At 54.4% G+C, this 14,652-nt stretch carries 10 protein-coding genes; 4 read left to right on the top strand and 6 right to left on the bottom strand.

The genetic code is table 11. The annotated features are described in order from the left end of the window. The first annotated feature begins 15 nt into the window (after positions 1–15). Positions 16–177 (top strand): hypothetical protein, encoded by a 162-nt coding sequence (locus tag OGV77_RS00770; protein ID WP_087050424.1) that lies wholly within the window; start codon positions 16–18, stop codon positions 175–177. A gap of 508 nt (positions 178–685) precedes the next feature. After that, the gene (gene pepE / locus OGV77_RS00775; protein WP_003841421.1) at positions 686–1,375 is read left to right on the top strand and encodes a dipeptidase PepE; all 690 of its coding nucleotides are present in this window, start codon (positions 686–688) and stop codon (positions 1,373–1,375) included. Between the two features lie 115 nt (positions 1,376–1,490). Here the strand turns inward: pepE and OGV77_RS00780 are convergent, their stop codons facing one another. Beyond that, positions 1,491–3,122, bottom strand: a complete 1,632-nt coding sequence (locus tag OGV77_RS00780; RefSeq protein WP_047407292.1) for a Na/Pi cotransporter family protein — start codon at positions 3,120–3,122, stop codon at positions 1,491–1,493. A 136-nt stretch (positions 3,123–3,258) separates the two neighbouring features. Further along, positions 3,259–6,942 carry a methionine synthase gene (gene metH / locus OGV77_RS00785; RefSeq protein ID WP_043018040.1) on the bottom strand — a complete coding sequence of 1,228 codons (3,684 nt, stop codon included), beginning with the start codon at positions 6,940–6,942 and terminating at the stop codon, positions 3,259–3,261. A 195-nt stretch (positions 6,943–7,137) separates the two neighbouring features. Here metH and iclR point away from each other — a divergent pair, with 195 nt between their 5' ends. Then, positions 7,138–7,962, top strand: a complete 825-nt coding sequence (iclR, locus tag OGV77_RS00790; RefSeq protein ID WP_043018039.1) for a glyoxylate bypass operon transcriptional repressor IclR — start codon at positions 7,138–7,140, stop codon at positions 7,960–7,962. A gap of 86 nt (positions 7,963–8,048) precedes the next feature. On the opposite strand, the gene aceK is transcribed toward iclR, so the two are convergent. The 4 genes from aceK to metA all read right to left on the bottom strand — a co-directional run bounded on the left by aceK (position 8,049) and on the right by metA (position 14,068). Next, positions 8,049–9,830: a bifunctional isocitrate dehydrogenase kinase/phosphatase gene (gene aceK, locus OGV77_RS00795; protein ID WP_087050423.1), complete on the bottom strand. Its 1,782-nt coding sequence runs from the start codon at positions 9,828–9,830 to the stop codon at positions 8,049–8,051. A gap of 102 nt (positions 9,831–9,932) precedes the next feature. Beyond that, the gene (gene aceA, locus OGV77_RS00800) at positions 9,933–11,237 is read right to left on the bottom strand and encodes an isocitrate lyase (RefSeq protein ID WP_087050422.1); all 1,305 of its coding nucleotides are present in this window, start codon (positions 11,235–11,237) and stop codon (positions 9,933–9,935) included. A 31-nt stretch (positions 11,238–11,268) separates the two neighbouring features. Beyond that, entirely contained in the window at positions 11,269–12,870 is a 1,602-nt protein-coding gene (gene aceB, locus OGV77_RS00805) for a malate synthase A (protein ID WP_047407301.1), read from the bottom strand. Positions 12,871–13,138: 268 nt separating this feature from the next. After that, on the bottom strand, positions 13,139–14,068 hold the full coding sequence (gene metA / locus OGV77_RS00810) for a homoserine O-acetyltransferase MetA (RefSeq protein ID WP_043018036.1): 930 nt from the start codon (positions 14,066–14,068) through the stop codon (positions 13,139–13,141). Between the two features lie 158 nt (positions 14,069–14,226). Here metA and OGV77_RS00815 point away from each other — a divergent pair. After that, positions 14,227–14,652 (top strand): acetyltransferase (locus OGV77_RS00815; protein WP_286502530.1); only part of this gene is annotated, 426 nt, incomplete at its 3' end.

The raw sequence follows: 14,652 nt of genomic DNA on the forward strand, positions 1-14,652 counted from the left end.
AAGGTATCAACACACATGAACGAAAGAAGAGGTAATCCCACGTTTCAATTCCGTCTGGATCCGGAACTGCGCAAAGCGATGGAAGAAGCACAACGGCAGGATGGCGATGAATCGTTGGCAGCCTGGATTAAACGTGTGATTAGAAAAGAGCTGAAACAGAAGGGAATTGAAGTCTAGTGATACTAAATTCTCATCAACCTTTTCTGAAGGCTGAGTAAACAGACTAAAGGAGACAGTCAAAGATTAACATGGAGTTAAAAAACATAGCTCTCGTGACCGTTATGTACGTCACTGCGATCTGGATGTTATTGCATGGTATTAGAGGATTCCAGACAGGTGTTATCATTGAAACAAGAAAAAGCTCCCCTATAAAAGATTACTATTACCGCGGGGACTTAGGATTTTATGTTAACGTTTTTCTATATATCGTCGGTGGTACCGGGATGATTGGTTTCACAAGCTGGTTGCTAATGACTGATTTGGGTTACTGGTAGTTATTCACTTTCAGCGTGCCCGGTACATTGCCCCCCTTCCCGACAACAACGTCTACAAATAGGCATAAAAATCTATTGCGAGCCGCTTTCCAGAACCTCACTTCCAACATCGTGAGCCATATCAGTGAGGCGTTATACTGACGGTGGTAACATGACTGCGGTTGGTAATTTTCTGATTACATGGAGAAATGATGGAACTGCTTTTATTGAGTAACTCGACGCTGCCGGGCAAAGGTTGGATGGAACATGCGCTGCCGCTGATTGCTGAACAACTGAATGGTCGCCGTACGGCGGTGTTTATTCCGTTCGCTGGCGTGACGCAAACCTGGGATGAGTACACGGCGAAAACGGCAGCCATCTTTGCGCCAATGGGCGTCAACGTTACGGGTATTCATACCGTTGCCGATCCGATTGCCGCTATTGAAAACGCAGAGCTGGTGATTGTCGGCGGGGGTAATACCTTCCAGTTACTGAAAGAAAGCCGCGAACGCGGACTGCTGGCGCCGATTGTGGATGTCGTCAAACGCGGTGCGCTGTATATCGGCTGGAGCGCGGGTTCCAACCTTGCCTGCCAGACCATCCGCACCACCAACGACATGCCGATTGTCGATCCAAAAGGCTTTGATGCCCTGGGTCTGTTCCCGCTGCAGATTAACCCACATTTCACCAACGCGCTGCCGGAAGGCCACAAAGGCGAAACGCGTGAACAGCGTATTCGCGAGCTGCTGGTTGTGGCGCCAGAGCTGACGGTAATTGGCTTACCGGAAGGTAACTGGATTAAGGTGAGTAACGGTAAGTCCGTGCTCGGCGGCCCGAACACCACGTATATCTTTAAAGCGGGTGAAGAGGCGGTTGCCGTTGAAGCAGGCCACTGCTTTTAGTTGATTTGTTGTCTGATGCCGGATGGCGGCTTCGCCTTATCCGGCCTATATGGTAGACGACAGCATTGCCGGATGGCGGCATAAATGCCTTATCCGGCCTACCGCTTCACCTCACTCAATAATCATCCCGCTCATCGTCTTCATCCGGCTGTTCCAGCACGCTGTAAGCCACTGAACAAAACAGCGAGTTCAGACGCTGCATATCGCCCAACAGCGCCAGGTGCAACGAGCTGGTCTCGATGCTCTGCACGTTCTGCTGATGCAAACGGTCAACGTGCGCATGCGAATAACGACGGTTGAGAATACGGAAGCGGTGCTTGCTGCGGCGCAGACGACGGGCACTGGTCACATCACCTGAGAAGAACACCGACATTGCCAGTTGCAGATTGCTGAGCAACTGATCGTAGAGCGCATCCAGTTCTTTTAGCCCTTCGACAGAGAATGCCCGGCGGGCGGCCAGCGACTTATCGGCTATCTCGCTGCCCATACGTTCGACAATATCGGAAGCCTGCTCGAGGTTGAGCGACATTTCGATAATCTCCGCCCAACGGCGTGATTCCTCTTCCGCCAGCTCATCCTTTGGCATCCGCGCCAGATAGAGCTTAATGGCCGTGTATAGCACGTTAATGTCGTCCGCCATCCTGCGCAGCTCTTTCTCTTCACGCGGCTCACCGTGCATCACCTTCTTCAGCCCGTCCATCATCTGCTCCATCGCGTCGCCTATGCGCAAAGCTTCACGGGCGGCATTAGCCAAAGCGAGCGTCGGCGTATCCAGCGCGCTAACGTCCAGATGTTTGGGCTTCAGATGCGCATCAAGTTCTGGCTCATCGCGGATGATGCGCTTACAAAAACGCGCCATCGGTTCGGCGAACGGCACCATCGCCACGCAGCGCACCAGGTTGTAGAAGACGTGGAAGTAGATAACCAGTTCAGATTTCGCCAGCGGCAGTTCATCCATCAGATTAGCCAACGGATGAACAAACGGCAGGATAATCAGACTCCCCACCAGCTTAAACAACAGACTGCCGAGCGCCACTCGGCGGGCGGCGGCGTTCGCGGCGCTGTTATTCAACATCGCCAGCAGGCCAGAGCCGAGGTTGGCGCCAATCACCAGACACAACGCCACCGGGAACGAGATAATGCCTGCGGCGGTCAGTGTGGCCGTCAGCAGCACCGCCGCCAGGCTGGAGTAACTGATAATCGCAAACATGGCGCCAATCAGCGCATCCAGCATGATATCGCCGGTGAGCGAGGCGAAAATAACCTGCACACCATTCGCCTGGGTGATCGGCGTTACTGCCTGCACAATCAGCTCCAGCGCCAGTAAAATCAATCCCAGCCCAATACCAACCCGCCCCAGTTGCCCCACGCGGGACTGCTTACGTCCGAGAAAGAAGATCACGCCGATAAAAATCAGCAGTGGCGACAGCCAGGAGAGGTCGAAAGTCAGGATACGCGCCATCAGAGCGGTCCCCACGTCGGCGCCGAGTACAATCACCAGTGCAGGGGTGAGCGCCACGAGATCTTGCGCGACAAACGAAGTGACCAGCATGGTGGTGGCGTTGCTGCTTTGCACCAGCGCCGTCACGCCGATACCCGCACAAAAGGCGAGCGGCTTCTTTTCAACACTACGGCTGAGGACGGTACGCAAGCGGGCGCCAAAGACACGCATCACGCCGGTACGCACAATATGCGTACCCCAAACCAGCATCGCGACGGCAGAAAGCAGGTGTAACAGAGTTAACACGGAATCAGGTACTCCTTATCGTTATATGTTCCTGAGGCCGAAGCCTTCTTTCAGTATAAGGGTTTAAACGTAATAAAGAGACAGGGCACTCAATGAGTGCCCTGTTTGTTGTAAATAAAGATGACAGTTTTGTGAATCAATCAGCGTCGTAGCCGAGGTTTGGCGCTAACCAACGTTCGACTTCCGCCACGCTCATGCCTTTACGGAAGGCATAATCTTCAACCTGATCGCGCTGGATTTGCGCCACGGCGTAGTACTTGCTGTCCGGATGACTGAAATACCAGCCGGAGACCGACGCGCCTGGCCACATCGCAAATGATTCAGTGAGCTTCATCCCGGTGTGCGCTTCCACGTCCAGCAGTTCCCAAATGGTGGCCTTTTCAGTGTGTTCCGGGCACGCCGGATAGCCCGGCGCCGGGCGAATCCCCTGGTAGTTTTCGCGGATAAGCTCCTCGTTACTGAGGTTCTCATTCGCCGCATAGCCCCAGTAAACTTTACGCACGCGCTCATGCAGATACTCCGCGAATGCTTCCGCCAGACGGTCAGCGATCGCTTTCACCATGATCTTGTTGTAGTCGTCATGCTGGGCTTCAAAGGCGTCCGCCAGCGCATCTTCCTCCAGACCGCCGGTAACCGCGAAAGCACCGATGTAATCCGCTTTGCCGCTCAGTTTCGGCGCGACAAAGTCAGACAGGCAATAGTTGGCGAAACCGACTTTTTCCGTCTGCTGGCGCAGGTGATGACTCACGTTGATGACATGCGTACGCGTCTCGTCACGGTAAATCTCGATGTCGTCACCCACGCGATTGGCCGGGAATAAACCCACCACGCCGCGCGGATTCAGGGTCTTCTCAGCGCTGAGTTTATCCAGCATGTCGTTGGCATCTTTGAACAGGCGCTTCGCCTCTTCTCCTACCACCTCATCTTCAAGAATGCGCGGATATTTCCCGGCCAACGACCAGGTCATAAAGAACGGCGTCCAGTCGATGTAGTTGCGCAGGGTTTCGATACTGGCTTCAACTTCCTGCACGCCGAGGCGGTGCGCCACCGGCGGCGTGTAGTTTTCCCAGTCGAAGGCCAGATCGTTGTCACGGGCAACCTGTAACGTTACCGGCGGGGTACGCGGTTTCTTACGCGCATGCTGGATACGCACGGTTTCGTACTCTTTACGCGTACGGGCGACAAAGTCATCGCGCTGGGTGTCTGAGAGCAGCGCGGCCACGACGCCAACGGTACGCGAGGCGTTTTGCACGTAAACCGTCGGGCCACTGTAGTTCTGCTCAATTTTCACCGCGGTGTGTGCTTTCGAGGTGGTCGCACCGCCAATCAGCAGTGGGATGGTGAAGCCCTGACGCTCCATCTCTTTCGCCACGTTGACCATTTCGTCCAGCGATGGGGTAATCAGCCCGGAAAGGCCAATCAGATCGGCATTCACTTCACGCGCCGTTCTGAGGATTTTCTCCGCGGGCACCATCACGCCAAGATCGACGATTTCGTAGTTGTTACATTGCAGCACCACGCCAACAATGTTTTTGCCGATATCGTGCACATCGCCCTTCACGGTCGCGATGACCATCTTGCCGTTGCTGGAGCCTTTCTCTTTGCTGGCCTCAATGTACGGTTCGAGGTAGGCCACCGCCTGCTTCATCACGCGAGCGGATTTCACCACCTGCGGCAGGAACATTTTTCCCTCGCCGAACAGGTCGCCGACCACGTTCATGCCGTCCATCAGCGGTCCTTCAATAACCTCGATCGGACGCGCAGCTTGCTGGCGCGCTTCTTCGGTATCCAGCTCAATAAACTCGGTAATGCCTTTCACCAGCGAGTATTCGAGGCGCTTTTTCACGTCCCAGGTGCGCCATTCCGCCATCTGGGCATTCGCCGTGTCGTCGGTTTTACTGCCGCGATATTTCTCAGCCAGCTCCAGCAGTCGTTCGGTGCCATCGTCACGGCGGTTAAGGATCACGTCTTCAACCGCATCGCGCAGCTCGGCGGGCAGGTCGTCATAAATCGCCAACTGTCCGGCGTTGACGATCCCCATGTCCATACCGTTGCGAATGGCGTAGTAGAGGAATACCGCGTGAATAGCTTCACGTACCGGGTCGTTGCCGCGAAACGAGAATGAAACGTTTGAAACGCCGCCGGAGATCAGCGCATGCGGCAGTTCGCGTTTGATGTCCTCACAGGCGCCGATAAAGTCCTGCGCGTAGTTGTTGTGCTCATCAATACCGGTCGCGACGGCAAAGATGTTCGGGTCAAAGATAATGTCTTCCGGCGGGAAGCCCACTTCTTCGGTAAGAATTTTGTACGCCCGACGGCAGATCTCGATTTTACGCGCGCGGGTGTCGGCCTGCCCCTGCTCGTCAAAAGCCATCACCACCACCGCGGCACCGTAGCGACGCAGAAGCTTCGCGTGATGAATAAAGGTCTCAACCCCCTCTTTCATCGAGATGGAGTTAACGATGCCTTTACCCTGAATGCACTTCAGCCCTTTCTCGATAACGTCCCATTTCGAGGAGTCGATCATGATCGGTACGCGGGCGATATCCGGCTCACCGGCGATCAGGTTGAGGAAACGCACCATTGCCGCTTCGGCGTCGAGCATCCCCTCGTCCATGTTGATATCGATAATCTGCGCACCGCTTTCCACCTGCTGGCGGGCGACATCCAGCGCTTCGCTGTATTTCTCTTCTTTGATCAGGCGTTTAAATTTCGCCGAACCGGTGACGTTGGTGCGCTCGCCGACGTTCACAAACAGGCTGTCGTCGCCGATGTTCAGCGGTTCAAGGCCGGACAGGCGGCAGGCAACCGGGATTTCCGGCAAACGGCGTGGCGGCAAGCCATCCACCGCGCGGCTCATGGCGGCGATGTGTTCCGGCGTGGTGCCGCAGCAGCCGCCGACCACGTTGAGAAAGCCCGCCTGCGCCCACTCGCGGATTTGTGCCGCCATGGTGTCGGCGTCGAGATCGTATTCGCCAAAGGCGTTTGGTAAACCGGCATTCGGGTGCGCGGTCACGTAGCATTCGGCAATGCGCGACAGTTCCTGCACGTACTGGCGCAGCTCGTCCGGACCTAAGGCGCAGTTCAGGCCGAAAGTCAGCGCATCCGCGTGGCGCAAGGAGTTATAGAATGCTTCGGTAGTCTGGCCGGAAAGCGTACGCCCGGAAGCATCGGTGATGGTGCCGGAGAGCATAATCGGCAGCTCAACGCCCAGCGCTTCGAATTCGGTTTTCACCGCAAAAATAGCGGCTTTGGCGTTCAGGGTATCGAAGACGGTTTCAATCAGGATCAGGTCACTGCCGCCTTCCACCAGCGCTTTGGTAGATTCACGGTAGGCGGCCACCAGTTGATCAAAGGTAATGTTGCGGTAAGCCGGGTCGTTAACGTCAGGCGAGATAGACGCCGTACGGTTGGTTGGGCCGAGCACGCCCGCGACATAGCGCGGTTTTTCCGGCGTGCGCGCCGTCCATTCGTCTGCCGCCGCACGCGCCAGTTTAGCTGCCGTAAAGTTGATTTCCGCCGACAGGGATTCCATCTGGTAATCCGCCATGGCGATAGTCGTGGAGTTAAAGGTGTTGGTTTCGATGATATCCGCGCCCGCCTCAAAGTAGGCGTTATGGATCGCGGCGATCACCTCCGGTTTGCTGAGCACCAACAGGTCGTTGTTGCCTTTCAGATCGCACGGCCAGTCGGCAAAGCGTTCGCCGCGGAAATCCTCTTCGCTCAGACGATATCCCTGGATCATGGTGCCCATACCGCCGTCCAGCACCAGAATACGTTCATTTAACTGCTGACGTAATTGTTCTACTTTGCTGCTCACACTCGCTCCCGACAACGCTCAACCAGACCGAAAAAAACTCAACAGGCCATACTGGCACAAACCTGAGAGGTGGAAAAGGGAACAACGGCCAACATGAGACATGTTCAGCTTCACTCATCCGATCAGTACAGGAATTCTTGCATTATAATTGAATAAAACGAAAATGATTTCCACGATACAGAAAAGGAGTCCGCCATGGTTGCCACAATCCCCGCGAAACGCGGTAGAAAACCCGCCGCTGCTACTGCGCCTGCAACCGGGCAGGTTCAGTCTCTGACCCGCGGCCTGAAGCTACTGGAGTGGATTGCGGAATCCAACGGCAGCGTGGCGCTAACCGAACTGGCACAGCAGGCCGGCCTGCCAAATTCCACGACTCACCGTTTATTGACCACCATGCAGCAGCAGGGTTTTGTCCGCCAGGTCGGTGACTTAGGACACTGGGCCGTCGGTGCACATGCGTTTATCGTCGGCAGCAGCTTTTTACAAAGCCGTAATTTGCTGGCGATTGTCCACCCGATCCTGCGCAAGCTGATGGAAGACTCCGGTGAGACGGTAAACCTCGCCGTGCTGGATCAAAGCGACCATCAGGCCATTATTATCGACCAGGTGCAGTGCACCCAACTGATGCGCATGTCCGCGCCTATCGGCGGCAAACTGCCGATGCACGCTTCCGGCGCGGGTAAGGCGTTTTTATCCCAACTGAGCGAAGAACAGGTGACTGGCCTGCTACACCGTAAAGGCCTGCACGCTTACACCCACGCCACGCTGGTGTCGCCGGTGCATCTGAAAGAGGATTTGGCCCAGACGCGCAAGCGCGGCTATTCCTTTGATGATGAGGAACATGCGCTGGGCCTGCGCTGCGTGGCGTCATGCATTTATGACGAGCACCGCGAGCCGTTCGCCGCTATTTCCATTTCCGGACCCATTTCGCGCATTACCGACGATCGCGTGACCGAGTTTGGCGCTATGGCGATCAAAGCGGCGAAAGAAGTGACGCTGGCGTATGGCGGGATTCGCTAAGATGGGATTGCCGGGTGGCGGCTACGCCTTATCCGGCCTACTGTCCAGGGTTAGTGCAGATTTGTAGGCCTGATAAGCGTAGCGCATCAGGCACGGCGCACATTGCCGGATGGCGGCGCAAGCGCCTTATCCGGCCTACGGTCGGTTTCATAACGTACGCTGAACCGTTGCCGACGCCGGTAGGCGTAAACATCTTCCACGTGACCGTTTTTGATGCGCGTCTGTAGGCCGCGCCAGTAGTCAGCGCTGAACAGGTCAGCGTGCATCTCTTCAAATAGCGGCCCGATACGCGGATCGGCACAAAGCCAGTGACGAAACTCTTCCGGGAAGACATCTCCCGGCGATACGCTGTACCAAGGCTCAGCGCTCATCTCATCTTCCGGGTAGCGTGGCGGCGGGATATGGCGGAAATTCACCTCCGTCATGTAGCATATTTCATCGTAGTCGTAGAACACCACGCGCCCGTGGCGGGTCACGCCGAAGTTCTTAAACAGCATATCGCCGGGGAAAATATTGGCGGCAGCCAGTTGGCGAATCGCGTTGCCGTACTCTTCAATGGCATCGCGCAGCTGCTGGCCTTCGACCTGCTCCAGCCAGATATTCAGCGGCACCATCCGTCGTTCGATATACAGATGGCGAATGACAATCTGATCGCCGAGATCGGTAATTTTTTCCGGGGCTTCCTGCAATAACAGCGCCATCAGCGCCGGATCGATTTGCCGTTTATCCAGCACAAAGTTCTCGAACTCCTGAGTGTCAGCCATTCGCCCAACACGATCGTGCTCTTTGACCAGCTGATAGCAGGCGCGGACGTGGGCGGCAGACATCTCTTTTTGCGGGGCAAATTTGTCTTTGATGATTTTAAACACCCGGTCAAAGCCCGGCAGGGTAAACACCAGCATCACCATGCCACGAATACCCGGCGCTTCGATAAAATGCTCATCGCAATGGGCAAGATAGAGCAGATACTCGCGGTAACTTTCGGTCTTCGCGTGTTTCTGACAGCCAATCGCCATGTACAGTTCGGCGGTGGTTTTTCCGGGCAGGATCTCGCGCAGCCACTCCACCAGCGCCGCAGGCAACGGAGCGTACACCATAAAATAGGAGCGGGCGAAGCCAAACACAATGCTCGCCTCCGCTGTCGTGGTCAGACAGGTATCGACAAACAGTTCGCCTTCGTCAGTCCGGTGGATTGGCAATAAAAACGGCAGCGTCCCGGAAGGGGTAATCAATTTACCGACCAGCCAGGCGGCCTTGTTGCGATAAAACAGTTCGTTCGCCACCTGTAAATGACAGCCCGGCAACACATCCGCTCCCAGGGTTTCGGTCAGGTGTTCGATGATGAAGTGGATATCACGATGTTTATTCTGCCACGGTAGGCGCAGGGGCAGATCGCTAAGGACGCGCGTAAGCAGCCACTCCCAGCCGGTATCAGGAAAGAAGTCTTTCGCCAGCGGACGTGGGATCGTGCGAAAACGGCGCTCTGGCTGAGAACTGAAAATAAACAGCCGCTCGGGAGTCAGCGAGCGGTGGTCAAATAACCGGCAGTAGACGGAGTTAAAGAAACTCTCCGCAATCTCGAAGCGCGGGTAATCCGGCAGTAGCCGGGTGTAATGCTCTTTCACGCGAAGTAAAAAATCCGCGTCGGTACTTTTACCGTCAGTAATGCAGCGCAGCTGTTCCACCACCAGACCCACATGATGATCGTAAAGGTGAATACGGCTTTTCATCGCCTGCTGAACCGCATGCCAGTCGGCATGTTCAAAACGCTGCTGCGCGCCGGAGGTGACTTCCAGAAAACGCCCGTACTGGGCGTCGAAACCTTGCAAGATAGTCTGAGCAATCAGTAATTCCAGGCCACGCGTCATCGATTTCTCCCATCCGGCACAACGTCATGCCGGATGGCGCGTTCGCTTATCCGGCCTACATCCCTTCGTAGGCCCGGTAAGCGCAGCGCCACCGGGCATTAATCAAAACTGCGATTCTTCGGTCGAGCCGGTCAGCGCGGTCACCGAGGAAGTACCGCCCTGAATGATGGTGGTGACTTTATCGAAGTAGCCTGTACCCACTTCCTGCTGATGGGATACGAAGGTGTAACCGTCTTTAGCCGCCGCAAATTCTGGCTGCTGAACCTTCTCAACATAGTGGCGCATGCCTTCGCCCTGCGCATAGGAATGCGCGAGGTCGAACATGTTGAACCACATGCTGTGGATGCCCGCCAGGGTAATGAACTGGTATTTGTAACCCATATCCGACAGCTGCTGCTGGAAGCTGGCAATGGTTTTGTCGTCGAGGTTTTTCTGCCAGTTAAACGACGGCGAACAGTTGTAGGCCAGCAGTTTGCCTGGGAATTTCGCGTGAATCGCATCGGCAAAGCGCTTCGCCAGTTCGAGGTCCGGCGTGGAAGTTTCACACCACACCAGATCCGCATACGGTGCGTAGGCCAGGCCACGACTGATCGCCTGCTCAATGCCCGCATGCGTACGGTAGAACCCTTCGCTGGTACGTTCGCCGGTGATGAACTCGCTATCGTAAGGGTCGCAATCAGACGTAATCAGATCGGCTGCGTCAGCATCAGTACGCGCAATCACCAGCGTCGGAACACCCATGACGTCGGCTGCCAGACGGGCGGCCACCAGTTTCTGGATAGCTTCCTGAGTCGGAACCAGCACTTTGCCGCCCATGTGACCACATTTTTTCACCGATGCGAGCTGATCTTCGAAGTGAACGGCCGCTGCACCAGCCTCAATCATCGATTTCATCAGTTCAAACGCGTTCAGTACGCCACCAAACCCAGCTTCCGCATCGGCAACAATCGGCAGGAAGTAATCGACATAGCGCGGATCGTTCGGCTCAATGCCGGTTGACCATTGGATCTGATCGGCGCGACGGAATGTGTTGTTGATCCTGTCCACCACTGCCGGGACCGAGTTCGCCGGATACAGCGATTGGTCTGGATACATGCTGGATGCCAGGTTGGCATCTGCCGCCACCTGCCAACCTGAAAGGTAGACTGCTTCGATACCGGCTTTCGCCTGTTGCAGCGCCTGACCGCCAGTCAGCGCGCCGAGGCTGTTGATATAACCTTTCTTCGATTCACCGTGCAGCAGACGCCACATTTTTGCCGTGCCAAGCTGCGCCAGCGTACATTCCGGGTTGACCGAGCCACGTAATTTCACCACTTCCTCCGCGCTATATGGACGGGTGATGCCTTCCCAGCGCGGTTGAGTCCATTCTTTCTGTAATTCTTCGATTTGTTGAGTACGGGTTTTCATGTGCAGATGCTCCATATTGTTATGTGGTGGATTACGCCAGCAGGCGGTAACCTGGCAGGGTGAGGAAGTCGATTAAGTCATCTGATGTGGTGATTTGTTCCATCAGGCGCGCGGCATCGTCAAAACGCCCGCTGCTGTAGCGGTGCTCGCCCAGTTCGTCCTGAATCACCAACATCTCTTCGGCCAGCATCTGACGGAACAGCGGTTTGGTAACCGGCTTACCGTTGCTGAGCGTCTTCTGGTGGTGGATCCACTGCCAGATGGAGGTACGGGAGATTTCGGCGGTGGCCGCATCTTCCATCAGACCGTAAATCGGTACGCAGCCGTTACCGGAGATCCACGCTTCGATGTACTGCACCGCGACACGGATATTGGCGCGCATGCCTTCTTCAGTACGCTCACCTTCACAAGGCGCCAGCAGTTGTTCTGCGGTAATCGGCGCATCTTCTTCACGGGTCACGAATAGCTGATTTTTGTTTTCACCGAGTACGTCGTTGAACACCGCCATAGCGGTATCTGCCAGTCCCGGATGGGCAATCCATGTGCCGTCATGACCGTTATTCGCTTCCAGCGCTTTGTCCGCTTTTACCTTGGTCAGAACCTGGTTGTTACGTTCCGCATCTTTGCTGGGAATGAACGCCGCCATGCCGCCCATCGCGAACGCGCCGCGTTTATGACAGGTTTTAATCAGCAGACGCGAATAGGCGCTGAGGAATGGCTTATCCATCGTCACCACCTGACGGTCCGGCAGCACGCGATCCGGGTGGTTCTTCAGCGTCTTGATATAGCTAAAAATGTAGTCCCAGCGACCGCAGTTCAGGCCCACAATGTGGTCACGCAGGGCGTGCAGAATTTCGTCCATCTGGAAAACAGCCGGCAGCGTTTCAATCAACAGGGTCGCTTTAATGGTGCCGCGCGGCAGGTTAAAGCGGTCCTCTGCATAGCTGAACACTTCGCTCCACCATGCCGCTTCTTGCCAGGCCTGTGTTTTTGGCAGATAGAAATAAGGGCCGCTGCCTTTCGCCAGCAACGTTTTGTAGTTGTGGAAGAAATAGAGGGCAAAGTCGAACAAGCTGCCTGGGATCGATTCGCCACGCCAGGTGACGTGTTTTTCCGGCAGGTGCAGACCACGAACACGACACACCAACAGAGCCGGGTTGGGTTTGAGCTGATAAATTTTACCCGCTTCATTGGTATAGCTAATGGTGCCATTGACCGCATCGCGCAGGTTGATCTGCCCGTCGATAACTTTGCTCCACTCAGGAGCCAGCGAATCTTCAAAATCAGCCATAAAGACTTTGACGTTCGCGTTCAGCGCGTTGATGACCATCTTGCGCTCAACCGGTCCGGTAATCTCTACGCGGCGATCCAGTAAATCATCAGGAATTCCGCGGATCTTCCAGTCACCCTCACGAATGGAAGCTGTTTCCGAAATAAAATCAGGCAACTTACCGTCATCAATATCCTGCTGCTGCTGGATACGCGCAGCCAGAAGTTTATTCCGCTTTGGCGTAAATCTTGTCACCAGCTCGGTAAGAAACTCTACCGCTTCAGCGGTCAGAATTTGTTGCTCCTGTTCGCCGCTCGGCCTGGTAAAGACCAGTTCATCGGTTGTCGTTGCCTGTTGATTCATTGCGTAGTTCCTCGTCATTGATCCAAACACATCCCCAATGCGAACGAAGGATCGTTGTGCGGTTTTCGTTCAGCACAACTAAGACTACTCATTTAAATTTCAAAATCAAAAACAATTTCCATTTTTAATTTAATTATCAATTAACTTATTGATAACAATATAAATTAAATTTAATTACATGATGAGGTGCGTTTCGGAAATAAAAAAGGCACCCGAAGGTGCCTGATTCAACATGCTGAAACGCTTAAGGATCGTCTGCTACAGAAGATTAATCCAGCGTTGGATTCATGTGACGCAGATCATATGGCGTGATCTGGTAGACGTAATAGTTGAGCCAGTTGGTGAACAACAGATTGCCGTGGCTACGCCAGGTTGCCCGCGGTTTGTTTTGTGGGTCATCTTTCGGGAAATAGTTATAGGGAACTTCCGGCGTTAAGCCCGCTTCGACGTCACGAAAATATTCGCTGCCGAGTGTGTGATCGTCATACTCAGGATGACCCGTCACGAAGGCAATACGTTTATCTTTGCTGGCAAACAGGTAAGCATCTCCCTCTTCGGTTTCAGCAAAAATCTCGAGATCGGTGTAGTCGCGGATAAGCGCAGCAGGGAAATCGGCATAGCGCGAATGCGGGGCCAGGAACGCATCATCAAATCCACGCGTCAGCAGCGCATGAGGGTGAAGAATATGGTGCTCATAGACACCTGAGAGTTTATCCGTGCGGGTTTGCTTAGGAATTCCGTACAGGATATTCAACGCGGCTTGCACCGCCCAACAGACAAATAGCGTCGATGTAACATGATCTTTCGCCCATTCAAGCACTTGTTTAATCTGCGGCCAGTAAGCCACATCATTAAATTCAACCAGGCCCAACGGCGCGCCGGTCACAATCAGTCCGTCAAAGTTCTGATCGCAGATATCCTCGAAATTACAGTAAAAGTTATTCAGATGCTCCGTTGGGGTGTTGCGTGACTCGCGGGCATCGATGCGCAATAGCTGAACATCTACCTGCAGCGGTGAGTTAGAGAGTAAACGCAGGAACTGGTTTTCCGTTTCAATCTTCTTGGGCATCAGGTTGAGGATGAGCACCTTCAGTGGACGAATTTCCTGACCGGAAGCGCGGGATGTCGTCATCACGAAGACGTTTTCCTCACGCAAGAAATTGACGGCGGGTAGCTCGTCCTGCACGCGAATTGGCATAACCTGATAACCTCACTACATACGCTTAAACGTTTAGACATCCAGATAGCTGAAGATACCCAGGAATCATGCGAATGTCGAGCCTGCATCCTCAAGTTGAGAAAGTTTCACGGCTCCTTGCTGTAGAATAGTGGAGTAAAGAAAAAAAGGAGAATGCTATGACCATTACCATTCGTCGTTCGCGTCTGGACGAAGGAGATAAGTTAGTTTCTATTTGGTGTCGTTCAGTAGATGCCACACACCATTTCCTCTCTGCGGATTATCGGATTGAGCTGGAGGAGCTGGTACGTTCATTTTTACCTGAAGCCCCTCTATGGGTTGCAGTGACAGAACAGGATGAGCCCGTCGCCTTCATGCTCCTTACCGATAAGCATATAGATGCGTTGTTTGTCGATCCGGATGTGCGTGGGAGTGGTGTGGGTAAGTTGCTGATTGAACATGCTTTATCAATGAGTTCAACGCTAACAACCAACGTTAACGAACAGAATGAGCAGGCAGTTGGATTCTATAAGAAGATGGGATTTAACGTGACGGGACGTACAGAAGTGGACGATCTCGGACGGCCGTACCCGTTACTCAACCTC

Source organism: Citrobacter sp. Ce129 (assembly GCF_030334545.1).
GTDB classification, from domain to species: Bacteria; Pseudomonadota; Gammaproteobacteria; order Enterobacterales; family Enterobacteriaceae; genus Citrobacter; species Citrobacter europaeus.

Bases quoted from the DNA above. Each gene is read 5' to 3' on its own strand.
- OGV77_RS00770 (WP_087050424.1), top strand. From the start codon at position 16: ATGAACGAAAGAAGAGGTAATCCCACGTTTCAATTCCGTCTGGATCCG.
- pepE (WP_003841421.1), top strand. From the start codon at position 686: ATGGAACTGCTTTTATTGAGTAACTCGACGCTGCCGGGCAAAGGTTGG.
- iclR (WP_043018039.1), top strand. From the start codon at position 7,138: ATGGTTGCCACAATCCCCGCGAAACGCGGTAGAAAACCCGCCGCTGCT.
- aceK (WP_087050423.1), bottom strand. From the start codon at position 9,830: ATGACGCGTGGCCTGGAATTACTGATTGCTCAGACTATCTTGCAAGGT.
- aceA (WP_087050422.1), bottom strand. From the start codon at position 11,237: ATGAAAACCCGTACTCAACAAATCGAAGAATTACAGAAAGAATGGACT.
- aceB (WP_047407301.1), bottom strand. From the start codon at position 12,870: ATGAATCAACAGGCAACGACAACCGATGAACTGGTCTTTACCAGGCCG.
- metA (WP_043018036.1), bottom strand. From the start codon at position 14,068: ATGCCAATTCGCGTGCAGGACGAGCTACCCGCCGTCAATTTCTTGCGT.